This window comes from Actinacidiphila acidipaludis (assembly GCF_019890725.1).
In the GTDB taxonomy this organism is placed as follows: domain Bacteria; phylum Actinomycetota; class Actinomycetes; order Streptomycetales; family Streptomycetaceae; genus Actinacidiphila; species Actinacidiphila acidipaludis.
On the sequence record NZ_JAINZZ010000002.1, the window covers coordinates 1 to 25,293 of the forward strand.

Sequence of the window (25,293 nt, forward strand, 5' to 3'; positions counted from 1 at the left end):
CCCCCCCGCCCCCCCCCCCCCCCCCCCCCCCCCCCCCCCCCCCCCCCCCCCCCCCCCCCCCCCCGCCCCCCCCCCCCCCCCCCCCCCCCGCCCCGCCCCCCCCCCCCCCCCCCCCACCCGCAACCGCCGCAGGCGGCACCACCGCCCCCGCGCCCGACGCCCCGGCCACCGTCCTCGTGCTGCTCCGGCACGGCGAGAGCGAGCTGACCGCGCAGAAGCGGTTCTCCGGAAGCGGCGGGAGCGATCCCGCCCTCTCCGACCACGGCCGGTGGCAGGCCGGCCGCGCCGCCGGGGAACTCGCCGTACGCGGGGGCGTCCAGGCCGTCGTCAGCTCGCCGCTCCTGCGCTGCCGCCAGACCGCGCAGGCCGCCGCCGACCGGCTCGGCTTGGACGTGACCGTCGAACCGGGCCTGCGGGAAACGGACTTCGGCGCGTGGGAGGGGCTCACCTTCGCCGAGGTGCGGGAGCGTTTCCCGGACGAGCTCGACGCCTGGTTCACCTCAGCCGACGCCGCGCCGTCCGGCGGTGAGAGCTTCATGACGGTGGCGGAGCGAGTGGCGGCCGCCCGGGACGCGGTGCTGGACCGCCACCGCGGCCGTACCGTCCTGGTCGTCAGCCACGTCACGCCGATCACCACGCTGGTTCGCCTCGCCCTGGACGCCCCGCCCGCGGCGCTGTTCCGGATGGCCGTCGGGCCCGCGTCCCTCTCGGAGGTGGCGTACTACGCCGACGGCAACGCGTCCGTACGGGAGCTGAACGCGACGGCGCACCTCAGAGGGTGAGGAGCGGCCGGGCTGCGGGCGCTGTTCAGGCAGTGAGAGCGGCGGCCTTGCGGGCCAGCGCGGTGACCTCGTCCCAGTCCCGCGCGCGCAACGCCGTCGCCGGCACCATCCACGTCCCGCCGACGCAGCCGACGTTGGGCAGCGCCAGGTAGTCGGGCGCGCGGTCGGCGTCGATGCCGCCGGTGGGGCAGAAGCGGGCGTGCGGCAGCGGCGATGCGAGGGACCGCAGATAGGCGGTGCCGCCGGCCGCCTCGGCAGGGAAGAACTTCATGTCGCTGACGCCGCGTTCGAGCAGTCCGAGTGCCTCGGAGGCGGTGGAGACGCCCGGCAGGAACGGCAGACCGGAGCCGCGCATCGCGTCCAGGAGGCGGTCGGTCCAGCCGGGGCTGACCAGGAAACGGGCGCCGGCCTCCCGCGCCGCGGCGACGTGGTCCGGGGTGAGCAGGGTGCCCGCGCCCACCACGGCCTCAGGCACGTCGCGCGCGACGGCGCGGATCGCGTCCAGCGCCGCGGCCGTCCGCAGCGTCACCTCGATCGCGGTGAGCCCGCCCGCCACGAGTGCCCGGGCGAGCGGCACGGCGGCGTCGGCGTCCTCCAGGACGACCACGGGCACGACCGCGGGGGCCAGGTCGAACACGGATGTCATGCGGGCATCCTGTCGGCTCGTCGCAGCCCCTGCAACGCCCGTTGCGCCCTCCGCAACGCTCCCATCAGCGACGGAGCCCGGGGCGTGCCTCAGCAGCCCGTCAGATGGGAGGGCACGTCAGCGGGGAAAGGCCCGTCAGCTCGAGCCGGGCGCCGGGCCCCGGGCCCCGGGCGTCAGACCTCCGTCACCAGGACGTCGAGGCGCGGGTCGCCCGGGGTGTGGTCCAGGGTGTAGCCGAGGTCGCGCAGGGTGGCGGCGAGGGCGTCGGGGGTGCGGGGGCGGGCACCGGCGGTCAGGAGCGCCCGGACCAGACGGCCCTTCGTCGCCTTGTTGAAGTGGCTCACCACCGTCCGCTTCTCGACGCCGTCCACCACGCTGACCTGCAGCACCCGCACCGTGGCCGTTCGCCGCGCCACCTCACCGCGCGGCTTCCACGCGCTCGCATACGCCGACGACCGCAGGTCCAGCACCAGCCCGCTGCCCGCCGCCTCCGGCATCACCTCGTCCATGAACGGCTTCCAGTACGCCGCGAGTCCGCCCAGCCCCGGCAGCCGCACCGCCATCGAGCAGCGGTAGGCCGGGATGCGGTCGCCGAGCCGGACCGCCCCCCACAGTCCCGAGAACACCAGCACCGACTGCTGGGCGCGGCGGCGCGCGGCCGTGTCCAGCGAGGCCACGTCCAGCGCGTCGTAGAGGACGCCGGTGTAGAGCCGTCCCGCGGGCATCGCGGGCGCCGTCCGCAGCCCGGCGTTCTTCGCCACCTCGCCGCGCAGCCCGGGGCTGAGCCCCAGCACCTCCGCGGCCTTGTCCTCGTCCGCGGAGCAGAGCGCGACCAGCTCGTCGAGGACGGCAGCACGCGCCGCGGTCAGGCCGGGCAGCGACAGCCCGTCGAGGGCGACGGGACGCCCGCGGCCGGCAGTGGCCTTCCCCTCGGACGGCGGCAACAGGACGAGCACGGATCGACTCCCTCGGACGGACTTCACAACCCGCAGCAGCCTACGGCCCCGCCGTACCCTCGCCGTATGCCCCGCCGCCACCTGCACGTCTCGGCCGCCGACGGCTGCGCTCTGCGCACGGCGCTGCGGGAGCTGCGGGCCGGGCCGGACATGCCGGGGGAGTTCCCGGCGGCCGTGCTGGCGGAGGCGGAGGCGGTCTCCGCGGCTGTGACTGCGGCGGACTCCAAGGCTGCGGCGGCCTCTGTGACTGCGGCGGCCTCTGCGGACGGGGTGGCCTCGGAGGCGGCGTCCTCCCAGGCGGCGTCATCGCAGGCGGTCAGAACCGTTTCCGCACCCGTCGTCGTGCCCGGCCCCGGCGCGGCGGCTGGCCCACGCCACGACCGGGAGGACGCGACCGACCTGCCCCCGTACACGCTGGACCCGCCCGGCTCGATGGACCTCGACCAGGCGATGCACCTGGCCCGGGTGCCCGGGGGCGGCTACCGCGTGCACTACGCGATCGCGGACGTCGCCGCGTTCGTGACGCCCGGGCGTGCGATCGACGCCGAGGCGCACCGCCGCGTCACCACGCTGTACTTCCCGGACGCGCGCGTCCCGCTGCATCCGCCGGTGCTGAGCGAGGGGGCGGCGAGCCTGCTGCCCGGCCAGGACCGTCCCGCGCTGCTGTGGCGGCTCGACCTGGACGGGGACGGCACGGTCACCGCGGTGGACGTCCGCAGGGCGCTGGTGCGCAGCCGGGCCCGGCTGGACTACGCGGGGGCGCAGGCGGCCATCGACGCGGGTGCGGCGGAGGAGCCGGTGGCGCTGCTCCGGGAGATCGGCACGCTGCGCGAGGCGCTGGAGGTGGCCCGGGGCGGGATCTCCCTCAACGTGCCCGAGCAGGAGATCACCGAACGCCCCCACCCCGGCTCGCCGGGCGTCTCCGACTACGTGCTGTCGTACCGCGTCCCGCTGCCGGCCGACGGCTGGAACGCCCAGATCTCCCTGATGACCGGGATGGCCGGCGCGGAGCTGATGCTGCGCTCGGGCACCGGCATCCTGCGGACCCTGCCCAGCGCGCCGGACGGCTCGGTGGCCCGGCTGCGGCGGGTCGCCCACGCGCTCGGCATCGCCTGGCCGGACGGCACGCCGTACGCGGCCGTGGTCCGCGGTCTCGACCCGCACCGCACCGCGCACGCCGCCTTCCTGCAGGAGTGCACGACGCTGCTGCGCGGCGCCGGGTACACCGTCTTCCGCGACGGCCGCATCCCCGAGCACACCGTGCACGCGGCGGTCGCGGCGGCGTACACGCACTGCACCGCGCCGCTGCGGCGCCTGGTGGACCGGTACGCCGGTGAACTGTGCGTGGCCGCGGCCGCGGACCGGCCGGCGCCGGAGTGGGTGACGGCCGCGCTGGACGTCCTGCCGGGACGGATGGCCCAGGGCGCGGCGCGGGCCGCCCATGTGGAGCACGAGTGCCTGGACCTGGCCGAGGCGGCGGTGGAGCTGTTCGACGGGTACGTGGTGGACCTCAAGGAGGGTGCCGCCGGGATGGTGGGCACGGTCCACCTGGACGATCCGGCGGTCGTCGGGCGCATCGAGGCCGAGCCGGGGGGCCCGCGGCTGCCGCTGGGCAGGCGGCTGCGGGTCCGGCTGACGGCGGCCGACCCCGGCACGGCGAAGGTGCTGTTCGCGCCCGCCTGAGGGACCGGACTCCGGGCGCAGGCGACGTGCCGGGGCGTGCGCGGAGCGCCTCGGGGGAGCCACTACGATGGGACCACGGCAGACGAGCCGGGCGGACGGCCGCGTGGAGCCCCAGGGGCTTCCCGAGGAACGTCCGGGCTCCACAGGGCAGGGTGGTGGCTAACGGCCACCCGGGGTGACCCGCGGGACAGTGCCACAGAAAACAGACCGCCGGGGACCTCGGTCCCCGGTAAGGGTGAAACGGTGGTGTAAGAGACCACCAGCGTCCAGGGTGACCTGGACGGCTTGGTAAACCCCACCTGGAGCAAGGTCAAGAGGGGCCGCGGTTCGCCGCGACCCCGCGCGGACGACCGAGGGCTGCCCGCCCGAGTCCGCGGGTAGACCGCACGAGGCTGCCGGCAACGGCAGCCCTAGATGGATGGCCGTCTCCCGGCCGGCCGCGAGGCCGCCCGGTGACAGAACCCGGCGTACAGCCCGACTCGTCTGCCGCTTCACGTTTTTGCAGGTCAAGGCGCTGACCTCCGAGGCGTGCTGCCCCCTGTCCCTCGAAGTCCCTCGAATCGCAACCAGTCCGTAGGGATAGTCGCGATGGGGTGCCCCAGGTGTGAGACTGGCGGAGGAAGACTTGGCGGCACGACGGGGAGGCGGCTGTGTCAGACGCACTGACGGGCAACGAAGCACTGGGTTCCCTGCTGCCCACGGCTGAGCCGCCGCCCGGTGCGGGACCGGCCGAGGTCGGACGCAGGATCGGGCAGGCCCGGGCCCGCCGTGCCCTGACGGGCGCTTCGCTGGGTGCGCTCGTCGGACTGGGCAAGGACCAGATCTCGAAGATCGAGCGCGGGCGGCGCAAGGTCAGCGCCCGGGAGCTGCCTAAGTTCGCTGAGGCGCTGGGCGTCACCGTGGCCCATCTGCTCGGGCAGACCTCTCGGCCCACCCTGGCCATGGCCCATCGCCTGGCGGGCGACACCCGCTCTCGGGAGGACGGCAACGCCAGACGCCGGGCCCTTCAACTGCTGGAGGTCGAGGACGTCCTGGCCCAGCGGGCGGCGCCGGTGCCGGCCGTGCCGACCGCATCGGGACAGCAGGTGTTCGACTACGCGCGCGACGAGCTCTCCCAGCGTCCGCGCAACCAGGCCGAGGCGGTACGGCAGGGGCGACGGCTGGCCGAGCGGACACGCCACTGCGTGGGCCTCGGGTCGCACGAACTCGGTGACCTTCCCGGGCTGATCGAGCGGCACTTCGGCGTGGACGTGGCGCTGTCGCCGCTCGGGACGGAGACGGACGGTCTGTGCGTCCACGGCGACGGCGTGGCACTGATCGTGGCCAGCACCGACTTCTCGCAGGGACACGTACGGTTCACCCTGGCTCACGAACTGGGGCACCACCTGCTGGGCGACCCGCGTGACGTCATCAATGAGGGCGAGCACGACATGTTCGCGGACGACCTGCAGGAACGCCGCGTCAACGCGTTCGCCGGCCATCTGCTGATGCCCGAGGACGGCATTCGGGAGACGCTGCGCTGGCTGAGCGCCGGGCGCGTCACCGAGCGCAGCCTGGTGGCCCTCATGGAGCAGTTCGGCGTCTCCCTGGCAGCCCTGATCTATCAGCTCTGCGTCATGGACCTGATCACCTATGACCAGAGCAGGAACCTGCGCGGTCAGAGAGTGGGCGATCTCGTCGCCCAGCACACCTCGGTGGCTCCCACCGGTGCTGGGATCACGGTCCGGCGGACCGTCCGGGCGCCCGAGCGTCTGCTGAGCGCGGCTGTGGATGCCGCCCGCAGCCGACTCGTCGGACTGGGGGTCGTGGCGACGTTGCTGGAGCGCGAGGACGACGAGGCGCTCTGGGACGCGGTGATGGAGTCCGATTCCGGGGTGCTCATTTGACGCGGGAGGGCGCGGTGCCCACACCCGCGCCCCCCCTGCCCGCCCTCTGGTTCGTCGACACCTCGTCCTTACTGTCCCTCGCCGTCGACGGCGGCCTGCGCCGGACCGTCCACGACGCCGGCCAAGCCTCGGCGGGCGTCAAAAGTCTGGCCGTAGCTGCGCTGGGGCAACTCGACTGGCTGGGCGAACCCGTGGACACGAGTGAACTGGTCGAACCCCGACGGGTCGTGGACATCCAGGACCTCCTGCGCAGCGGCCGGAGCCTCAGGCATCCGGCGGAACACTGGGCAGAGTCAGTGATCATGGCTGTGGCCGAGCGCATTCAGCGTCTGCAACCGCATCTGCTGTGCGAGGACCACAACGCGCGGGTCGAGTCCCGGCATCACAACCTCACGCCTTTCAGCTGCCGCGTCCCTTCGCAACCGCGCCCTCCAGGGGCTGAAAATGTGTCGCCGGGGGGTGGGTCGGTGGTTAGAGTGCGGCCCGTGACGGGTGGTGGAGATCCGCGGGACGTGGTGCGGCGGGGGTATGACGCCGTGTCGGTGCGGTACGACGAGGCGTACGGCGCCGAGGGCAAGTACCGCGCGTGGCTGGGGGAGTTGGGGCGGTGCGTCCCGCCGCGCGGTGCCGTGCTGGATCTGGGGTGCGGCAGCGGAGTGCCGGTGGCCCGGGCACTGACCGCCCGAGGGTTGCGCGTCACCGGCGCCGACATCAGTGACGTACAGATCCGCCGGGCACGGCAGCAGGTGCCGGACGCGGAGTTCGTCCGCGCCGACATCACGGACCCGGCCTTCGTCCCCGGCGAAGACGCGACCTTCGACGCGGTCGTCAGCCTCTACGCCCTCATCCACCTCCCCCTGGACGAGCAGCCGCGCCTCCTCGCGAGGGTCGGCCGCTGGCTGCGTCCGGGCGGCTGGTTCGTGGCCACCACGGGACACCGTGCCTGGACCGGTGTCGAGGAGGACTGGCTCGGCGCCGGCGCCCCGATGTGGTGGAGCCACGCCGACGCGGCCACCTACCGTCGCTGGATCACCGAGGCCGGCCTGATCGTCGAGCGCGAGGAGTTCGTGCCCGAGGGGGAAAGCGGGCACGCCCTCTTCTGGGCCCGGCGCCGCTCCTGAGCGACGGCCGTCAGTGGTGCCCGTGGGCCGTGTCGGACGCCCCGCCGAACAGCCGCGCGACGGCACGGAACGGAAGGGTGACGACGGTGGCGACGGCGTTGCCGATGGACGCGATCACGTCCGCGATGGCTCTGAACACGTGTCGACCTCCTCGTGGGCGCTCCCGGCCCCCGGACACGCGGGGGACCAGCGATGACTACGGACTGCCTCGACCCTCGCCTGCCCCGGAATCACCCGGTTATCCCGGGTATGGGGACGCGTGTGCGGCCCCCTGGCGGGCAACCGAAACGACATGACGACCGTCCACTCAGAACGCGAAGCCAAGTTCGAGGGGACCGGGCGCTTCGATCCGGAGGACTTCCGGAAGCTGCCTGCCGTCGAGCAGGTCCGCGAGGAAGAGCCCGAAGAACTCGACGCCATCTACTACGACACCCCCGACCTGCGCCTGCTCACCCACGATGTCACCCTGCGCCGTCGCAGCGGCGGCCACGACGAGGGCTGGCACGTCAAGCTGCCCGCCGGGGACGGCGCCCGCACCGAGGTGCACGCGCCGCTGCGGGCCGGCAAGCCCGGTGACGTCCCGGAGGAGTTGCGCCGGCGCGTCGTCGCGTACGCGCGCGGACGCGACCTCGTCCCCGTCGCGCACCTGCGCACCCACCGGCGCCGCCACACGCTGCTCGGCGCGAACGCCGACCCGCTCGCCGAGGTCGCTCAGGACAGCGTCGCCGCCCAGTCGCTGGAGCACGTCCCCGCGGCCCGCGGCGGTGCCAAGGGCACCGGTACGACCATCACCAAGTGGTTCGAGATCGAGGTGGAGCTGGAGGACGGCGACGCCGATCTGCTGCCCGCCGCCGCCCGGCGGCTGAAGAAGACCGGCTGGCGCCGTTCGACCGCCGGTCACAAGGTCGACCGGGCACTGGCCGACCGCCTCGCGGCCGTGACGCGGCAGCGACCGCCCGCCGCGTGCGGCAAGCGAGGCCCGGACGCGAAGGCGCTGCGCAAGGGCTCGGCGGGCGACGCGGTCATGACCCGGTTCCGCGAGCAGCTCACGGAACTGCTCCAGGTGGACCCGGGCGTCCGCGTCGACGAGCCCGACGCCCTGCACCGCATGCGCTCGGCCGCCCGGCGGCTGCGCAACCTGCTGCGCAGCCAGCGGCGCGTCCTCGACCGCTCCCGCACGGAACCCGTCGCGCGCGAACTCCACTGGCTGACCGCTGCGTTGGCGGAGGCCCGCGACCACGAGGTGCTGGCCGAGCGGTTGCACGACCAGGCCGCACTCCTGCGGGCGGAGGAGCACGCGCCGCGCGCCGCGCTCAAGGGGCTGGCCGGCCGGGTCCGCGACCAGGAACGTGCCCGGCACGACGTGGCCTGGCGCGAGGTGCTCGCCCTCCTTGACGGCCCGCGGTACTTCGCGCTCCTCGACGCCCTCGACAACCTGGCGGCCGATCCGCCGCTGCGGCGCGGCAGGGCGGCCAAGCCCGCGGTCAAGCAGGCGCGGAAGGCGGCGGAACGAGACCGGCGGCGGCTGGAGAAGCGGCTGGCCGCCGAACGGGACGCGCCCGCCGGGCGCGAGAAGGAGAAGGCGCTGCACGGCGTCCGCAAGGCGGCGAGGCGGCTGCGGCACTGTGCGGAGGCGGCGGAGCCGTACGGGGGTAAGCGGGCGCGGAGGTTGCGGAAGCGGGCGCGGGCGGTGCAGAAGCTTCTCGGTGGGCATCAGGATGCGGTGGTGGCTCGGCGCGCCCTCCTTCCGCTGGCCGCGGAGGCCCACTCGCGTGGGGCGGACACCTTCGGGTACGGGCTGCTTTTCGCTGTCCAGCAGCGGACGTTGGACGACGCACGGCACGCCCTGCCCCAGGCCTCCCGCCGGGTGACCGCCCCCAAACTCACCCGCTTCCCCTAGCTCCCTCGGCCCCCGGACCTGCCCCCGGGCCGCCGTCGCCGTTTGCGCCACCGCGTGGGCTTGTCGCGCAGGGGGCACCTCCCGGGCGGAGTCTGGGGGACCCCGCGCCCCCTTCGGGGCACGACCTGCCCCTGGGGCACTCGCTGCTGCCAGGGGGTGGGGAGGAAGCGCTCCCCGCAGGAATGTGCATCCGCCCGACCAGCCAATTCGTAAGAACCCGCCATGCACAGTCCGAGGAGACGCTTCCGGACTGCCCCCGACAAGTGGACGAACGGCAAGCGATGACAGGGGCGCGGGGTCCCCCAGACTCCGCCCGGGAGGTGCCCCCAGCGCGAACAGCCACAACGCACCGTTGGACGGCGACGGCGGCCCGGAGGCACCCCGGAAGCCGACCAGGCATAGCCCAGCGGCAGGCGTCACCCCTCAGAGGCGAATGACAACCAGCGCCGTATCGTCCGTGGCCCCCCGCGGCGGGAGGAGGTCGAAGAGCAGGATGTCGGCCAGCTGCTCGGGGTCCGTGGTCAGGTGACCCGCGAGAGTGCGGGCCAGGCGGGCGAGGCCGACGTCGATGTCCTCGTTCCGCCGCTCGACGAGCCCGTCGGTGTAGAGGACGAGCGTGTCGCCGTCACCGAAGGCCGCACTGGCCTGGGGCCGGGCCGCGTGCTCGGGGCGCGCGCCCAGCGGGGGATCCGTCGCCTGGTCCAGGAACTCCACCGTGCCGTCGCCACGGAGCAGCGCGGGCGGCGGGTGGCCCGCGCTGCTGTACGTCAGGATGTGGCTGTTCCAGTCGATGGAGGCCGTGACGACGGTGGTGGACTCAGCGCCGTCGACCGAGCGCGCGTACAGGCCGAGGACCTCCAGCGCCTGGGCGGGCCCCGGGGCCACCCGGGACGCGGCGCTGAGCGCACTGCGCAACTGGCCCATGACGCCGGCGGCGGTCAGCCCGTGGCCGACCACGTCGCCGACCGCGACCATCGTGCGGTCGTCGGGCAGCTCGACCAGGTCGTACCAGTCGCCGCACACGTTCAGCGCGCCGGTCGCGGGGCGGTAGCGCACGGCGGAACGGTGGTGCCCCATCGGGCGCGGCGCGGGCAGCATGGCGTCCTGGAGGGCGAGGGCGACCTCGCGTTCACGGGCGTGGGCCCGCCGCAGCCGCTCGTTGACCTCCTGGAGTTCGTGGGCGCGGGAGTAGAGCTCGGCCTCCAGGACGCTGGTGCGGCCGTGGGCGTCCCGTTCGCGGCCGTCGTGCCGGCCGCGGGCGCGGATGAGCTCGGTGACCTCCTCCACCCGGTGCAGGACGAGCGCCACCCGGCCGTCCCGGTCGAGCACCGGGGCGTTGATCGGGCTCCAGTACCGCTTCTCCCAGTGGCCGGGCCGTTCCAGCGACTCGACGTCGTAGCGCTGCAGCGCCATGGTGTCGCGTTCACCCGTGGCCAGGACGCGGAGCAGGGACGCCTCGAGGTTGCGCATGCCCGTCGCGCCCGGGTCGTTGGGGTTGTCGGGGAACACCTCGAACAGATGACGTCCGATCAGCTGCCCGTGCGAACGCCCGGACTGCCGCACGAACTCCTCGTTGACGTCGGCGTACACCAGTTCGGGGGTCATGAGCGCCACCATGGCCGGGAGGGCCTGGAACACCGCCCGGTAGTCGATCTGGGGTGTCTGTCGTGGTGTCATCAGCGCCACCCTACGAAGGACGGCCGCCGCGGAACGGGCGCCGCCCACATGGCGGCCGCCGGATCACACGGGCGGTGCAGCGCCACGTCCCGCGGGCCTGGGCAGGCCCCGCCACCGGGCCGCTGCGGGGGCCTTGACCCGGGCGGAGGGCGTACCTAGAGTCGGGCGCCGATATTCGGTCGGATCGTCGAAACTTTCGGAGGCGGCGACGCGTGCGGACTTACGGCAATCCGGTCATTCCGGGGTTCCATCCCGATCCCAGCGTCTGCCGGGTGGGCGAGGACTACTACCTGGCGTGCTCCAGCTTCGAGTACTTCCCCGGGGTCCCGGTCTTCCACAGCCGGGACCTGGTGCACTGGCGGCAGATCGGCAACGTACTGGACCGGCCGGAGCAGCTCGGCATGCCCGCCGACGTGCCGGCCTCCGACGGCGTCTACGCCCCGACGCTCCGTCACCACGACGGCCTCTTCTACCTGATCACCACCGACGTGCGCGGCAAGGGGACCTTCGTCGTCACCGCCGAGCGGGCCGAGGGGCCGTGGTCGGACCCGGTGCGGATCGACCTGCCGGGGATCGACCCGGACCTGGCGTGGGACGAGGACGGCTCGTGCTGGTGCGCGGTCTCCGGGGTCGAGGTGGCCCGGATCGACCCGCTGGGCGGACGCGTGCTGGAGGGCCCGCTCCCGGTGTGGTCGGGGACCGGGCTGCAGTATCCCGAGGCCCCGCACCTGTACCGGATCGGCGCGTGGTGGTACCTGATGATCGCCGAGGGTGGGACCGCCGAGGGGCACGGCGTCTCCATCGCCCGCGGCCGTTCGAACCCGAGCCGGTGCGTGAGGACTTCGACGCCCCGGCGCTGTCGCCCGTCTAGATCTCCCCGCGCAGCCGGCCCGACGGTTCGTGGTCGCTGACCGAGCGGCCGGGGTGGCTGACCCTGCACGCGACCGGGGCCTCCCTCGACCGTCCCGGCCACACCTTCGTCGGCCGGCGGCAGCAGCATCTCGACTGCTCGGTGGCGGTCCGGGTGGACCCCGGCGACGGGCACGCAGGGCTCGCGGTGCGGCTGGACGAAGCGCACCACTACGACCTGGAGATCGGCGGCGGCGCGGTCGAGGTGTTCGCCCGCATCGGGCCGCTGTGCCAGCGCGTCGCCCGGCGGCCGGTTCCGCCGGGGCCGCTCACCCTGGCCGTGGACGTCCGTACGACCGGCCTGCTGCCGCCCTCCGTCACGGACGCCGCGCACCCGGCGGACGGGCCGGCCGGCGTCGGCGCCAACGGCCCGGACACGATCGTCTTCTCGGTCGGCGCCGAGGGTGCGGGACCCGACGAGATCGCCCGGCTCGACGGCCGTTACCTCTCCACCCAGGTCGCCACCGGCTTCACCGGCCGCGTGATCGGGATGTACGTCACCGAGGGAAGCGCGGCCTTCGACTGGTTCGACTACCGCCCGGCGGCCACCGCCGTCGCCGGGGTGTGAGCCGCCGTCGCGGAGTCCCACGTCACCGCACGGCCGGAGCCGCCGGCCGTGCGGTGACGCGCGCCCGCGGCCGCGACAATTGGTCTAGTCCGTTCTTGGGTTGGTCTAGTCCAAAGCCTTGACCGGGTCAGAACCCGCCAGTACATCTGTCCTTGGATCAGATGTCGTGTCTGTGCCACAACTGTCTGTGCCACAACCTGCCACAACCTGGCCGGTCGTCCCGCCCTCCGGTGAACGCCCGCGACGCCGGCCCCCGGCATGCCCTTCGGCGTGCCCGTGCCCACGTCCGGGCCGCGTTCCTCGGCCCGGAACCGTCTGTGAACCGCGCACCACCGCACCTGCACCTGTTGCCCCCCATCCGGACGGGAGGCCGGTCGACGTCCCGTCCTGCCACAGGAGGTTGCCATGCGCTCGGCAAGACCCTCGATCAGACCGTCCCTGACCAGCCTCGTCGCCGTGCTCGGCCTCGTCGTCGGAGCCCTGGCGGTGTTGGTGAGCGGCGGGAGCGCGCACGCCTCGCCGGACGCCGCGAAGTCCGCCGCGAACGCGAGCACCGTCGCACAGCCGGCCGCCACCAGCGGCGGCCTCAAGGTCGCGTACTACGACCAGTGGAGCATCTACCAGAACGCCTTCTACCCCAAGGCCCTCGACACCGAAGGGCTGGCGGGCAAACTCGACTACCTGATCTACGACTTCGAGAACATCGACCCGTCCAACCTGACCTGCTTCGAGGCGACCAAGGCCACCGACCCGGACCCGGGCGGCGAGAACGACCCCAATGCCGGTGACGGCGCCGGGGACCAGTTCGCCGACTACCAGAAGACCTTCGACGGCAGCATCAGCGTGGACGGCACCAGCGACGTCTGGAACCAGCCGATCGCGGGCAACTTCCACCAGCTCCAGGAGCTGAAGGCCAAGCACCCGAACCTGAAGATCCTGCTCTCGCTGGGCGGCTGGACCTACTCCAAGTACTTCTCGGACGTGGCCGCCGGCTCCGCCTCGCGGCAGAAGTTCGTGTCGTCCTGCGTCGACATGTTCATCAAGGGCAACATCCCGGCCTCCGGCGGCTTCGGCGGGCCGGGCACCGCGAAGGGCATCTTCGACGGGTTCGACATCGACTGGGAGTACCCGGGCTCGTCCGGCGGCCACCTCGGCAACCACTACAGCGCGGCCGACACGGCCAACTACACCGCGCTGCTGGCCGAGTTCCGCAGCGAGCTGAACACCCAGGGCACGGCGGACGGCAAGCACTACGCCCTCACCGCCGCGCTGCCCGGCGGCCAGGACAAGATCGCCAAGGTGCAGACCGACAAGATCGGCCAGTACCTGGACTTCGGCGACGTGATGACGTACGACATGCACGGCGCCTGGGACACCACCGGACCGACGAACTTCCAGGACCCGCTGTACCCCTCGGCGAGCGACCCGTCGGGCACCATCCCACCGGGCAACGAGAAGTACGTCATCGACTCGGTGATCAAGGCGTACACCGCGGGCGACAGCGCCTACGGGATCCCGGGCGGCTTCCCGGCGAGCAAGGTCAACCTCGGCATCCCGTTCTACTACCGCGGCTGGACCGGAGTGCCCGCGGGGAGCAACCACGGGCTCTACCAGTCGGCGACCGGGCCGTCGGCCGGGCACACGCTCAGCGGCAACGTCCCCGGCGTCGCGATGTACAAGGAGCTGACCGGCGTCGTCGACAACGCCTCGGACACCTTCTGGGACCCGACGACCCAGTCCGCGTGGTTCTACGACGGCACCAACTTCTACGGCGGTGAGTCCGCGCGTTCCATCCAGGCCCGGGCCGACTACATCCACTGCAACGCCCTCGGCGGGGCGATGATGTTCTCGCTGTACGACCTCGATCCGCAGGCCACGCTCTTCAACGCCGTGGTGAACGACGTCAACGGCAGCGCCGGGAGTTGCTCCGGTGGCGGCGGTACCACCGGCGGGACGACCACCGGGGGCACGACGACCGGCGGCACCACCACCGGGGGCACGACGACCGGCGGGACGACCACCGGCGGTACCACGACGGGCGGTACCACGACGGGCGGTACCACGACGGGCGGTACCACGACGGGCGGCACCACCACCGGGGGCACCACCGGCGGGGGCGGCGGCGGAGGCATCGTCGTCAACGGGGACTTCGAGACCGGCAGCCTGTCCCCGTGGACCTGCACCGGAGGCACCGGAAGCGTCGTCTCCTCGCCCGTGCACGGCGGCAGCCACGCCCTGGCCGGCGCCGCGTCCAACAGCGACGACGCCCAGTGCTCCCAGACGGTCACCGTGCAGGCGGGGCACACCTACACCCTGTCCGCCTACGTCAACGGCTCGTACGTCTACCTCGGCGTGACGGGCACCGGCACCAGCGACACCAGCAACTGGACGCCGGGCACCGGCGGTGCGTACGCGCAGCTCAAGACCGGCTTCACCACCGGATCCGGTACGACCTCGGTCACCATCTGGGTCCACGGCTGGTACGGCCAGGGCACGTACCACGCGGACGACGTCACCGTCTCCTGACCCGAGTGCGCGACGCGGGCCGGCGGCCGCCTCCGGGCGGCCGCCGGTTCGTCATAGACAGCGCCTATCGCGTCGATGCGGTTTACGTGTTGGACATCACATCCGCGGGGCAGAAGAATAGTGATCGATCATCGATCGTAAGGATGGATGGGTGGGGAGTTCGAGATGAGCACGATGGTCCAGCCGTTCCGTGACGTCACCGGCCCGGGCGATGAGCGCTTCGAGCAGGAGGTGCTCACCCACCTCGACCGCGTCTACGCAGGCGCCCTCCAGCTGGTGCCGGACCGGGAGGCCGCCGAGGCCCTCGTCCAGCGCACGTTCGACCGCGCCTACCTGGACTTCCACTGGGCCCGCCCCTCGGGGAGCGTGCGGGCCTGGCTCTACGGCCATCTGGTCGCCGCCTGGTTCGAGCAGGACGCCCCCGGCCACGGGGCGCGGCGCCCCGCCGCCGGGCCCCCGCACTCCGCGGACGACGTGGTGTACGGCGTGCTGGACACCCTCGCCCCGATCGTGCGGATCACCGTCTTCCTCGCCGACGCCGAGGGCCTCTCCAAGGAGGAGATAGCCCGGATCACCGAGGTGCCGGCGGGCATCGTGGAGACCCGGCTGCGGCGCGCCCACGAGCAGATGACGGGCCGGCTCACCGACTGGCTGCAGCGAGTTCTCTGACCCCCGCCACCAGCCGGTCCACGTCCTCCGCGTCGTTGTAGGGCGCGATCCCGGCGCGCACCGCGCCGGCCGGACCGAGCCCGAGGCGGCGGGCCGCCTCGATCGCGTAGAAGCTGCCGGCCGGGGCGTTGACTCCGCGCGCCGCCAAGTGCTCGTACACCGCCTGCGGCGGGTGGCCGGCCAGCGAGAACAGCGCGGTGGGGGTGCGCGGCCGCGGCGCCGGGTGCACGGTCACGCCGCCGATCGCCGCCAGGCCGTCGAGCAGGCGGTCGAACAGGGCCTCCTCGTGCGCCTCGACCTGCCGCATCGAGTCCAGCAGCCGGGCCCGCCGGGAGCCCTCGCCCGAGCCGCCGAGGTCCGCGACGAAGTCCACCGCGGCCGTCGTGCCGGCCAGCAACTCATAGGGCAGCGTGCCCAGTTCGAAGCGTTCCGGCACGGTCTCGGTGGACGCCAGCAGCTTGTCCGGGTGGACGTCCTCCAGCAGGCCGGGGGAGGCCGCGGCCAGCAGGCCGTGGTGCGGGCCGAAGAACTTGTACGGCGAGCAGGCGTAGTAGTCCGCGCCCAGGGCGGGCAGGGAGACCGCGGCGTGCGGGGTGAGATGGACGCCGTCGACGTACACCAGCGCCCCCACGGTGTGCGCCGCCTCCGCGATCGCCGGGATGTCGGGCCGGGTGCCGAGCAGGTTGGACGCGGCGGTCACGGCCACCAGACGGGTGCGGGGTGAGAGCACGGCCGCCACGTCGTCCACGCGCAGCGCACCGGTGGCCGCGTCGAAGTCGGCCCAGCGGACGGTCGCGCCCGCGGTCGCGGCGGCGGCGGTCCAGGGGCGGATGTTGGCGTCGTGGTCGAGGCGGGTCACCACGACCTCGTCCCCCGGGTCCCAGCCCTTGGCGAGGGCCCGTGCCATGTCGTAGGTGGCCTGGGTCATCGAGCGGGCGAAGACCACGCAGGCGGGCGGGCAGTCCAGCAGGTCGCCGACGGCGGCGCGGGCGCCGGTGACCACGGCGTCGGCGCGCCGTTCCGCGGCCGTGACGGTGCCGCGGTTGGAGATGCCGCCGCACAGGGTGTCGGCCACCGCCTGGGCGACCCGGTGCGGGACCTGGGAGCCCCCGGGGCCGTCGAAGTGGGCGACCTTGAGGGCGAGGGAGGGGAAAGCGCTGCGTACGCGCGCGACGTCGAAGGCCATGGCTCCATCTTGCGCGAAGTGTTGACCGCGCCCGGGGGAGACCCTAAGGTGCGTCCGCAAGTTGCGAAGCCATCATCGAAAGTTTCGTTCGCGCATGCTCGGGATTCTCCCCACGCGTGCCTGAAAGGACCAACCATGTACAAGGTGACGCGCACCGCTGCCGGTGTGGGCGCGGCGGCGGCCGGCCTCCTCCTGACCGCCGCCTCCGTCCTGTTCGTGTCGGCCGACGCGAACGCCGGCACGCCCGCCGCCCACGACCCCGCCGCGGCCGCGCCCGGCGCCGCATCCTCCGGCAGGGCCGCGGCGAACGGCGCCACGCTGCGGCAGCTCGCGCAGAAGGCGGGCATCCGCATCGGGACCGCGGTGAACTCCGACGCGCTGGCGGACGAGGCGCCGTACACGCAGAAGGTGGCCACCGAGTTCGACTCGGTGACCCCGGAGAACGTGATGAAGTGGGACACCGTCGAGCCCGCCCGGGGGACCTTCGTCTTCACCCAGGCCGACCGGCTCGTCGACTTCGCCCAGGCGCACGGCCAGCTCGTGCGCGGCCACAACCTCGTCTGGCACAGCCAGTTGCCGTCCTGGGTCACCGACGGCGACTTCAGCGCGACCGAGTTGCGCGACATCCTGCACCGCCACATCACCGCCGAGGTCACGCACTTCAAGGGCCGGATCTGGCAGTGGGACGTGGTCAACGAGGCGTTCAACGAGGACGGCACCCTGCGCGACGACGTGTGGCTGCAGAAGCTCGGCCCCGGCTACATCGCCGACGCCTTCCGCTGGGCCCACGAGGCCGACCCCAAGGCCGCGCTGTACATCAACGACTACAACATCGAGGGCGTCAACGCGAAGAGCACCGCGCTCTACGACCTCGTCGCGCGGCTCCGCAAGGAGGGCGTGCCGGTCCAGGGCGTCGGCATCCAGGGCCACCTGGACGTGCAGTACCCGGCGCCGCACGACATCGCCGACAACATGGCCCGTTTCGACAAGCTCGGCGTCCAGACCGCCATCACCGAGGCCGACGTGCGCATCACGCTGCCCGCGAGTGCCACGGACGTCGAGGCGCAGGACGAGGCCTACCAGACGCTGCTGGAGGGCTGCCTGCTCACCCGGCGCTGCACCGACTTCACCGTGTGGGGCTTCACCGACAAGTACTCGTGGGTGCCCGGGGTGTTCACCGGCGAGGGCCAGGCCAACATCTTCGACGAGAACTACCAGCCCAAGTCGGCCTACACCGCCCTCGCCCAGGACCTGAGGCTGGCGGGCCGCCGGTGAAAATCACCGGGTTCTCAGGAACCGGAGGGAACTGAGTCGCGTCCCCGTGCGCCTATTGAGTAGGCGAGAAGGGAGTGACCCATGTCCTGTCCGAACGAGAACTGCCGCAAAGGCGGGTGCACCACCGACCCGCAGCCGTCCCGTCCGGCCCCCGCCCGGGGCCGCCGATGAGCGCACGGCCGGTGCCGTCCGGAGGGCGCCGGACGGGACCGGCCGCACGCCGCCGCTCCCCCCGGGACGGGACCGGCGGCACGCCGCCTCCTCCCCGGACGGAGCCGCCGCGGCCGTCCCGGGCGGGGCTGAGAGACTGGGCCGACCGCCGAGAGGGAGGTGACCGCCGCCCCGGGGCCGCGAACGGAGAGAGCCGCCGATGTCCGACCTTCCGACGTACGACGACGTGCTGGCCGCCGCGCGGCGCATCGAGGGACAGGCCCACCGCACCCCGGTGCTGAGGTCCCGGCTGGTCGACGGGCAGACCGGCGCCGAAGTGCTCTTCAAGTGCGAGAACCTCCAGCGGATGGGCGCCTTCAAGTTCCGCGGCGCCTACAACGCGCTCGCCCAGTTCTCCCCCGAGCAGCGCCGGGCGGGCGTCGTCGCGTACTCCTCGGGCAACCACGCCCAGGCCGTCGCCCTCGCCGCGCGGCTGCTGGACATCCCGGCCACCATCGTGATGCCGCTCGACGCCCCCGCGGCCAAGGTCGCGGCCACCAAGGGCTACGGCGGTGACGTCGTCACCTACGACCGCTACACCGAGGACCGCGAGGAGATCGGCCGGGCGCTGGCCGCCGAGCGCGGGCTCACCCTCGTCCCGCCGTACGACCACGCCCACGTGATCGCCGGGCAGGGCACGGCCGCCAAGGAGCTGTTCGAGGACGAGGGGCCGCTGGACGCGCTGTTCGTGCCGCTCGGCGGGGGCGGGCTGCTGTCCGGCACCGCGCTGGCCGCGGGAGCGCTGGCCCCGGACTGCCGGCTGTTCGGCGTGGAGCCGGAGGCCGGCGACGACGGCCGGCGGTCGCTGCGCGAGGACCGCATCGTGCACATCGACACCCCGCGCACCATCGCGGACGGCGCGCAGACCCAGCACCTGGGCGAGCTGACCTTCGCCGTCCTGCGCCGGGCCCGGCCGGCCGTGGTGACCGCGACCGACGACGAACTCGTGGACGCCATGGCGGTGTTCGCGACCTATCTGAAGCTCGTGGTGGAGCCCACCGGGTGCCTGGGGTTCGCCGCCCTGCGCCGGATGCGCGAGGAGCTGCGTGGGCAGCGCGTCGGCGTGATCGTCAGCGGCGGCAACGTCGACCCGGCACGGTACGCCGCCCTGCTCGCCGGCTGACCTCGCCGCCCCTGCCCGCCGGCTGACCCGGCCGCCCTGCCCGGCGCCCGACCCAGGCGTCCGCCGTCAGCGGAGCTGGCGGCGGACCAGCTCGTGGAAGAGCCCCCCCTGCCCGGCCAGCAGCTCGGTGGGGGCGCCCTGCTGGACGACCCGCCCCTCGGCCATCACCAGCACCCGGTCGGCGTCCATGATCGTGGACAGCCGGTGGGCGATCACGATCCGGGTGGTGCGCATGGCCCTGGTGCTGTCGATGACCGTGCGCTGGGTGCCGTTGTCCAGCGCGCTGGTCGCCTCGTCGAGGAAGAGGATGCGCGGGCGGCGGATCAGCGCCTGCGCGATCATCAGCCGCTGGCGCTGGCCGCCGGAGACCGCGCCGCCGCCGTCCGCCAGCACCGTGTGCATGCCCATCGGCATGGCCTTGATGTCCTCGGCGAGCCCCGCCATCGCGGCCGCCTGCCACGCCTCCTCCAGCGTGTACGACTCCGCGCCGCAGATGCACTCCAGGATCGAGCCGGTGAACGGCTGCGCGTTCTGCAGCACCACCCCGCACTGCCGGCGCACCGCCGCCTGGTCGAGGGCGGCCAGGTCCTGGCCGTCGTAGAGCACCCCGCCCGCGACCGGCCGGTCGAAGCCGATCAGCAGCCGCAGCAGCGTCGACTTGCCGCAGCCGCTCGCGCCCACCACCGCCACGAACTCGCCCGGCCGCACCTGGAAGGACACGTCGTCCAGCACCAGCGGCCCGTCGTCGGAGTACCGGAACGACAGCCCCCGGACCTCGATCGCGCCGGACAGCGTCCCGGGCTGCGCGCTGGCGGCGGGGACCTCGGGCGCGGCCTCCAGCACCGGCCGCAGCTGCTCGACCATCGGCAGCACCGACACCGCCGAGACGAGCGCGCCGGTCAGCTGGGTGGCCGAGGTGAGCATCATCGTGGCGGCCGAGCTGAAGGTGAGGAAGCTGCTGGGGGAGAGGCTGCCGCGGGCGGGACCGGCGAGCAGCATGAACAGCAGCAGCGTGCAGAACGGCAGGTACACCGCGTTGAACACGGTGGTGACGTTCCTGATCCGGCCCACGCGCTGCTGCAGTTCGCGGCTGCGCGCGAACTCGGTGGCCCACGCGGCGTAGGCGAAGTTCTCGGCGGCGGCCACCCGCAGCTTCGGCAGCCCGCGCAGCGTCTGGAACGAGCGGTTGGCGAGCTTGTTGTTCAGCTCCACCAGGCGCCGCTGCCAGCGCAGTTGCCACAGCCCGGTGGCCAGGAACACCGAGGCGACCACCGCGAGCATGCCCAGGGCCGCGAACGCCAGCGGCACGCTGTACCAGACCAGCAGCACCAGGTTCACGACGGCGACGGTGCCGGACTGCACGGCCACCGCGGTGGTGCCCGACAGCATGCGGCGGATGCCGGAGACGCCCATCGCGGCGGCGGCCAGTTCCCCGGTCGAGCGCTGGGCGAAGAACCGGGTGGGCAGCCGCAGCAGCCGGTCCCACACGGCAGGCTGCAGGCCCGCCTCGATCCGGCCCTCCAGCCGCAGGATCGCGGTGTTCTGCACCAGCATGAACGCCGCCGACACCAGCGTGGTCGCGACGATGGCCAGCGCGGTCTGGACGATCAGCCCCTTCTCGGCCTGCGGCACGTAGGAGCCGAGGATCCGGCCGGTCGCGATGGGCACCAGCGCGCCCAGGCCGACCGCGATCAGACTGCCGGTCAGCAGCCGCCCCACGTCGGGCCCGCTGCCGCGCATGCCGAAGCGCAGCAACTGCCGTGTGGAGACGGGCTCCTCGGGCAGCGTCCGGTAGAACATCACGCCGGCGGGCGCGAAACCGGCCGCGTTCGACGCGTCGATCCGTGTCCGGCGCCCGCCGCGCGGCTCGACCGCCTGGTAGCCGCCGCGCCGCCACAGCAGTGCCACCGGCGCGCCGCTCGCCGCCCGCGCGCCCAGCAGCGGGCCGGCGTCCTGCCGCCACCAGCGGTCGCCGAGTGCGACCTCGCGGGTGCGGAACCCCGAGGCGAGAGCGATCCGTTCGACCGGGGACGTACGGCCGGGCGCGGCGGCCTCACCGGGCGCCGCGGCGGCGTCGGCGCCGCCCGCCGGCTCCCGCACCTCGATGCCGGCCGCGGCCCCGACCAGCCGGCAGGCGGCGAGCACGGCGTCCCCGCCGCCCTCCCCGCGGTCGTCGGGGGCCGCGCCCGCGATGGAGGCGAGCAGCGCCTGCTGCGCCCGGTCGCCGGCCGCCTCGCCGGCCTTGATCCCGGCGGCCGCCCGCTCCTCGTGGTCGCGCTCCAGCCGTTCGATCCAGCGGCCCAGCGCGATCAGCAGCCGCGACTGCTGGTTGACCATCCGCTGCCACATCCCGCCGTCGATCAGCAGCTGGCCGTCGGCCTCCGCGCCGAACTCGGCGCCGTAGCGGACCGTGCCGGGGTCCACCGGCATCCACTGGATGTCGTCGTCGGGCGACGCGCCGCCGGCGGCCGGGCGGCCGTCCACCCGGGCCTCGAACAGCACCCGCAGCCCGCGTCCGACGCCCTGCGCGAACGCCTGCTCCAGCGCGCTGAGCTGCGGCACCCCGCCGCCGTACGCCCAGCCGACGTCGCCCGTGCCGTACCCCTGGCCGTACGGGTCCTGGTACCAGCCCTGCGCGCCCTGGCCGCCGTAGGTGTCGTCCATCGCGTACGGCTGCGCGGGCGCGAACAGTTCCCGCAGCGGGATCCGGCGCACCGCGCAGCCGTCCAGCGGGCGGCTCACCAGCGTGTACTGCGGGCCCTCCACCGGGCCCATGAGCAGCGTGCCCGGCTCCAGCCGGCCCAGGAAGTGCCACTGGCCGTCCGCGGCGGCGTCCACCGCGAACAGGTCCATGGCGCCCTCGACCACCAGCCACAGCACGTGCGGCCCCTCCAGGGGCAGGCTGCGCAGTCCCGCGCAGTCCACGGCGTGGCCCAGGGACCCCATCGCGCCGATCACCAGGTCGCCGGGGCCGGGCGCCTGGAGCAGCGGGTCGTGCACCGAGGTCACGTCAGCGCTCCCTGACCAGTTCCGCGTACGGCCCGCCGGCCGCGCTCAGTTCCTCGTGGCGGCCGCGCTCGACGACCGTGCCGCGCTCCAGCACGACGATCTCGTCGCTGTCGCGGACCGTGCTCAGCCGGTGGGCGATGACCACGCAGGCGCAGCCGCGGCGGCGCAGGTTGTCGATGATCAGCCGCTCGGTCTCGGCGTCCAGGGCGCTGGTCACCTCGTCCAGCACCAGCACGCTCGGCCGGCGGACCAGCGCGCGGGCGATCTCCAGGCGCTGCCGCTGGCCGCCGGAGAAGTTCCGGCCGTCCTGCTCCACCCGGCAGTGGATGCCGCCCGGCCGGCGGGCGATCACGTCGTCCACAGCGGCGTCCCGCAGCGCGGCGAGCACCGCGTCGTCCGGCACCGACGGGTCCCACAGCGCCACGTTGTCGCGCACGGTGCCCTCGAAGAGGAAGACGTCCTGGTCGACGAAGGACACCGACGAGGCCAGCGCGCTCTGCGGAATGTCCTCCAGACGCTGCCCGTCGATCCGGATCACGCCCTCCCACGGCCGGTACAGGCCCGAGATCAGCCGGGACACCGTGGACTTGCCGCTGCCGGAGCCGCCGACCAGCGCCACCTGCTGACCGGGACCCACCCGCAGGGTGAAGCCGTTCAGCAGCGGCGGGTCCAGCGGGCTGTAGCCGAACGTGACGTTCTCCAGGGTCACATGGCCGGTCAGCCGCCGGGTGCCCGCGGCGTCCGCCGCGCCCGGACCGGCGCCGCCGCGCCGCCCGCGGGTGTAGCGGGCGTCCGCGGGGAAGCTCTCCACGTCCTTCAGGCGCGTCACGTCCGCGGCGAAGTCCTGGACCCGGCCGGCCACTCCGTTGAGCCGGGTGACCGGCGCGGTGAAGCTGGTGACCAGGGCCTGGAACGCGACCAGCAGGCCGACCGAGATGCTGCCCTCGGCCGCCCGCTGCCCGCCGATCAGCAGGATCAGCGCGCTGTTGAGCGCGGCGAGGGTGGGGGCGACGACGGCGAGCGCGGCACTCGGCACACCGAGCCGCTGCTGCCCGTCCAGGGTGGCGGCGTGCTGGCCGGCCCAGCGCCGGAAGTAGCCGCTCTCCCCGCCGGTGGCCTTCATCGTCTCGATCAGCTGCAGGCCGCTGTACGAGGTGTTGGTCAACTTGGCGGTGTCGGCGCGGAGTTTGTGGGTACCGGTGGCCCGCAGCCGGACCACCACCCGCATCGCCACCACGTTCAGCAGGGCCACCAGGACGCCGAGCAGTGTCAGTTGGGGGTCGTACGTCCAGAGCAGCACCGCGTACAGCAGCACCACCACCGCGTCGACGCCCGCGGCCGCGAGGTCGCGGGCCAGCGTCTCGGCGACCGAGTCGTTGGACTGCAGCCGCTGCACCAGGTCGGCCGGGTTGCGCTGGGCGAAGAACTGCACCGGCAGCCGCAGCAGGTGCCGCATGAAGCGCGCGCTGGTCAGCGTCGAGGAGATGATCCGGCCGCGCAGCAGGTTGGCCTGCTGGACGGCGGTCAGCACCGCGGTGAGCGCGACCAGCACGCCCATGGAGAGGAACAGGGTGCTCAGCAGGGACCGCTGGCCGCCGATCAGGAAGCGGTCGATGTAGGTACGGCTGAGCGCGGGCGCCGCCGCCCCGGTGAGCACCAGCAGGAAGCTGGCCGTCATCGCGGCCAGCAGGGTGCCGGTCGTGCCGCGCAGCCGGGCCGGCAGGGCGCGCAGGATGCCTGGCTTGCGGCCGCCGCCGCGGAACCCCGCGTCCGGTTCGAAGGTCAGCACCACGCCGGTGAAGCTGGTGTCGAAGTCCTCGGTGCGCACGAAACGGCGGCCGCGCGCCGGGTCGTTGATGTGCACGCCCTGCCGGCCGAGCCGGCCCGACATGCCCTCGTAGACCACGTAGTGGTTGAACTCCCAGAAGAGCACGGCAGGCGCCTGGACCTGAGCGAGGGCGGCCGGTTCCATCTGCATGCCCTTGGCCCGCAGGCCGTGGCTGCGGGCCGCCTTGAGCAGGTTGCTCGCCCGGGAGCCGTCCCGGGAGACCCCGCAAGCGATCCGCAGCTGCTCCAGCGGTACGAAGCGGCCGTAGTGGCCGAGCACCATCGCCAGCGACGCCGCCCCGCACTCCACGGCCTCCATCTGCAGCACCGAGGGGGTGCGGACCCGCCGGGGCCGCCGTCCGCGCGGCACCGCCGCCGCCTCGGGGCGGTGGCGGCCGCCGCGCGAGGGGGCGGGGGCCGGGAAGTGCCGGGGGCTCACGGCAGCAGCCAGTCGAGCGGGCGCTCCGCGGCCAGGTGGACCGAGGCGCCGACGGGAGTCATCGAGGTGAGCCGGGTCGGCGGGCCGCCCGCCGTGGACCAGCGGTAGCCGGACGGGTTCGAGGCGGACGCCGCGAGCCGCACCAGCACCGGTACCGGCGCGCCCTTGGCCGCGAACTGCCCGGCCAGGACGGGGTCGCCGAGGAAGGCGGCGATCTGCTGGCGCGACTGCGGCTGCCCGACCCCGGCCACGGTGCCGCGCAGCGTGCCGTACCGCCCGGGCACGGAGGGCACGGCCAGTTCCACGGGGGCGCCCACCGGCATCCGCGCGGTGCCGCCCTGCACGTACAGCATGGCCACCAGCGGCTCGCCGGGCCGTCCCGCGCGTTCGAGGGTCGCCACGGTCGCGCCGGTGGTGATCACCGCGCCGATGGCGGCGGTCAGCGTCACCACCTGGCCCGCGGCCACGGTGTGCACGGACTGGACGCCGGTGGCGGTGCGGACGTCCAGCACGGGCGCGTCGGCGGGCAGGGTGTCACCGGGCTTGGCGCGCACCTGCACGACCTGGCCGGCCACCGGGCTCTGCAGCACATAGCTGCCCTCGGTGCGGGTCAGCACGCCCGCCGCGCTCAGCTTGCTGGTGACGGTGCCGGTCACCGCCCACACTCCGGCCGCCGCCAGGACGACGACGCAGACGGCGAGCGCGAGCCGGCCCTGCGGCCGGGCGAAACGCACCGGCAGGTCGAGCTCTTCCGGTGACTGCAGTTTGGCCAGCGCCTTCTGGCGGAACTCCACCGACCACTTCCTTCACGTGCGGGCGGCCCTGCTTGCGGCCGCGGTGTTCCGGTGCCGCGCGCCGGGCGGCGGGCGCGGGGACACCGCAGGGACCCCGGGCCGTGGTG

At 73.8% G+C, this 25,293-nt stretch carries 17 protein-coding genes, 1 other RNA gene and 1 pseudogene; 11 read left to right on the forward strand and 8 right to left on the reverse strand.

The annotated features are described in order from the left end of the window. On the forward strand, positions 1–782 hold a 782-nt coding region (locus K7862_RS01780), incomplete at its 5' end, for a histidine phosphatase family protein (RefSeq protein WP_222959728.1). A gap of 25 nt (positions 783–807) precedes the next feature. On the opposite strand, the gene eda is transcribed toward K7862_RS01780, so the two are convergent. Further along, the gene (gene eda, locus K7862_RS01785) at positions 808–1,428 is read right to left on the reverse strand and encodes a bifunctional 4-hydroxy-2-oxoglutarate aldolase/2-dehydro-3-deoxy-phosphogluconate aldolase (protein WP_222959730.1); all 621 of its coding nucleotides are present in this window, start codon (positions 1,426–1,428) and stop codon (positions 808–810) included. 173 nt (positions 1,429–1,601) lie between these two features. After that, positions 1,602–2,384, reverse strand: a complete 783-nt coding sequence (gene yaaA / locus K7862_RS01790; protein ID WP_222959732.1) for a peroxide stress protein YaaA — start codon at positions 2,382–2,384, stop codon at positions 1,602–1,604. A gap of 66 nt (positions 2,385–2,450) precedes the next feature. On the opposite strand from yaaA, the gene K7862_RS01795 reads away from it, so the two are divergent. From K7862_RS01795 to K7862_RS01810, 4 genes are all read left to right on the forward strand, one after another. Next, on the forward strand, positions 2,451–4,067 hold the full coding sequence (locus K7862_RS01795; protein ID WP_262412526.1) for an RNB domain-containing ribonuclease: 1,617 nt from the start codon (positions 2,451–2,453) through the stop codon (positions 4,065–4,067). 83 nt (positions 4,068–4,150) lie between these two features. Continuing rightward, an RNA gene (gene rnpB / locus K7862_RS01800) (RNase P RNA component class A) lies at positions 4,151–4,553 on the forward strand. A gap of 164 nt (positions 4,554–4,717) precedes the next feature. Further along, positions 4,718–5,953, forward strand: a complete 1,236-nt coding sequence (locus K7862_RS01805; RefSeq protein ID WP_222959734.1) for a helix-turn-helix domain-containing protein — start codon at positions 4,718–4,720, stop codon at positions 5,951–5,953. Between the two features lie 485 nt (positions 5,954–6,438). After that, positions 6,439–7,074, forward strand: coding sequence for a class I SAM-dependent methyltransferase (locus tag K7862_RS01810; RefSeq protein ID WP_308011792.1), 636 nt, complete (start codon positions 6,439–6,441; stop codon positions 7,072–7,074). Between the two features lie 10 nt (positions 7,075–7,084). Here the strand turns inward: K7862_RS01810 and K7862_RS37240 are convergent, their stop codons facing one another. Next, positions 7,085–7,213: an LPFR motif small protein gene (locus tag K7862_RS37240; protein ID WP_308011793.1), complete on the reverse strand. Its 129-nt coding sequence runs from the start codon at positions 7,211–7,213 to the stop codon at positions 7,085–7,087. Positions 7,214–7,366: 153 nt separating this feature from the next. On the opposite strand from K7862_RS37240, the gene K7862_RS01815 reads away from it, so the two are divergent. Next, the gene (locus K7862_RS01815) at positions 7,367–8,974 is read left to right on the forward strand and encodes a CYTH and CHAD domain-containing protein (protein ID WP_222959736.1); all 1,608 of its coding nucleotides are present in this window, start codon (positions 7,367–7,369) and stop codon (positions 8,972–8,974) included. Between the two features lie 423 nt (positions 8,975–9,397). Here the strand turns inward: K7862_RS01815 and K7862_RS01820 are convergent, their stop codons facing one another. Further along, entirely contained in the window at positions 9,398–10,651 is a 1,254-nt protein-coding gene (locus tag K7862_RS01820) for a PP2C family protein-serine/threonine phosphatase (protein ID WP_222959738.1), read from the reverse strand. Between the two features lie 212 nt (positions 10,652–10,863). Here K7862_RS01820 and K7862_RS01825 point away from each other — a divergent pair. The 3 genes and pseudogenes from K7862_RS01825 (at position 10,864) to K7862_RS01835 (ending at position 15,323) form a co-directional block, all read left to right on the forward strand. Next, positions 10,864–12,128, forward strand: a pseudogene (locus K7862_RS01825) (glycoside hydrolase family 43 protein). 405 nt (positions 12,129–12,533) lie between these two features. Further along, positions 12,534–14,654 (forward strand): glycosyl hydrolase family 18 protein, encoded by a 2,121-nt coding sequence (locus K7862_RS01830; RefSeq protein ID WP_222959740.1) that lies wholly within the window; start codon positions 12,534–12,536, stop codon positions 14,652–14,654. Positions 14,655–14,819: 165 nt separating this feature from the next. Next, complete coding sequence (locus K7862_RS01835) at positions 14,820–15,323, forward strand: sigma factor-like helix-turn-helix DNA-binding protein (RefSeq protein ID WP_222959743.1); 504 nt, start codon at positions 14,820–14,822, stop codon at positions 15,321–15,323. Here K7862_RS01835 and K7862_RS01840 read toward each other — a convergent pair. Then, complete coding sequence (locus tag K7862_RS01840) at positions 15,295–16,509, reverse strand: cysteine desulfurase-like protein (protein ID WP_222959745.1); 1,215 nt, start codon at positions 16,507–16,509, stop codon at positions 15,295–15,297. The two genes, K7862_RS01835 and K7862_RS01840, sit on opposite strands and share 29 nt — an antisense overlap. Positions 16,510–16,644: 135 nt before the next feature. On the opposite strand from K7862_RS01840, the gene K7862_RS01845 reads away from it, so the two are divergent. Continuing rightward, positions 16,645–17,784 carry an endo-1,4-beta-xylanase gene (locus K7862_RS01845; RefSeq protein WP_222959747.1) on the forward strand — a complete coding sequence of 380 codons (1,140 nt, stop codon included), beginning with the start codon at positions 16,645–16,647 and terminating at the stop codon, positions 17,782–17,784. Positions 17,785–18,154: 370 nt separating this feature from the next. After that, positions 18,155–19,117, forward strand: a complete 963-nt coding sequence (locus K7862_RS01850) for a threo-3-hydroxy-L-aspartate ammonia-lyase (protein ID WP_222959749.1) — start codon at positions 18,155–18,157, stop codon at positions 19,115–19,117. Positions 19,118–19,183: 66 nt separating this feature from the next. On the opposite strand, the gene K7862_RS01855 is transcribed toward K7862_RS01850, so the two are convergent. Genes K7862_RS01855 through K7862_RS01865 form a run of 3 tightly spaced genes read right to left on the reverse strand, consistent with a single transcriptional unit; the run spans position 19,184 to position 25,186 of the window. Next, positions 19,184–22,126: an NHLP bacteriocin export ABC transporter permease/ATPase subunit gene (locus tag K7862_RS01855; protein ID WP_372461477.1), complete on the reverse strand. Its 2,943-nt coding sequence runs from the start codon at positions 22,124–22,126 to the stop codon at positions 19,184–19,186. Position 22,127: 1 nt separating this feature from the next. Then, on the reverse strand, positions 22,128–24,392 hold the full coding sequence (locus K7862_RS01860) for an NHLP family bacteriocin export ABC transporter peptidase/permease/ATPase subunit (protein ID WP_372461478.1): 2,265 nt from the start codon (positions 24,390–24,392) through the stop codon (positions 22,128–22,130). Beyond that, entirely contained in the window at positions 24,389–25,186 is a 798-nt protein-coding gene (locus K7862_RS01865; protein ID WP_222959751.1) for a hypothetical protein, read from the reverse strand. The genes K7862_RS01860 and K7862_RS01865 overlap by 4 nt, the downstream gene beginning before the upstream one ends. Positions 25,187–25,293: the final 107 nt, after the last annotated feature.

What these genes read in the sequence shown, in the direction of transcription:
- eda (WP_222959730.1), bottom strand. Translation starts at nt 1,428, where the DNA reads ATGACATCCGTGTTCGACCTGGCCCCCGCGGTCGTGCCCGTGGTCGTC.
- K7862_RS01795 (WP_262412526.1), top strand. Translation starts at nt 2,451, where the DNA reads ATGCCCCGCCGCCACCTGCACGTCTCGGCCGCCGACGGCTGCGCTCTG.
- K7862_RS01815 (WP_222959736.1), top strand. Translation starts at nt 7,367, where the DNA reads ATGACGACCGTCCACTCAGAACGCGAAGCCAAGTTCGAGGGGACCGGG.
- K7862_RS01820 (WP_222959738.1), bottom strand. Translation starts at nt 10,651, where the DNA reads ATGACACCACGACAGACACCCCAGATCGACTACCGGGCGGTGTTCCAG.
- K7862_RS01830 (WP_222959740.1), top strand. Translation starts at nt 12,534, where the DNA reads ATGCGCTCGGCAAGACCCTCGATCAGACCGTCCCTGACCAGCCTCGTC.
- K7862_RS01835 (WP_222959743.1), top strand. Translation starts at nt 14,820, where the DNA reads ATGAGCACGATGGTCCAGCCGTTCCGTGACGTCACCGGCCCGGGCGAT.
- K7862_RS01840 (WP_222959745.1), bottom strand. Translation starts at nt 16,509, where the DNA reads ATGGCCTTCGACGTCGCGCGCGTACGCAGCGCTTTCCCCTCCCTCGCC.
- K7862_RS01845 (WP_222959747.1), top strand. Translation starts at nt 16,645, where the DNA reads ATGTACAAGGTGACGCGCACCGCTGCCGGTGTGGGCGCGGCGGCGGCC.
- K7862_RS01850 (WP_222959749.1), top strand. Translation starts at nt 18,155, where the DNA reads ATGTCCGACCTTCCGACGTACGACGACGTGCTGGCCGCCGCGCGGCGC.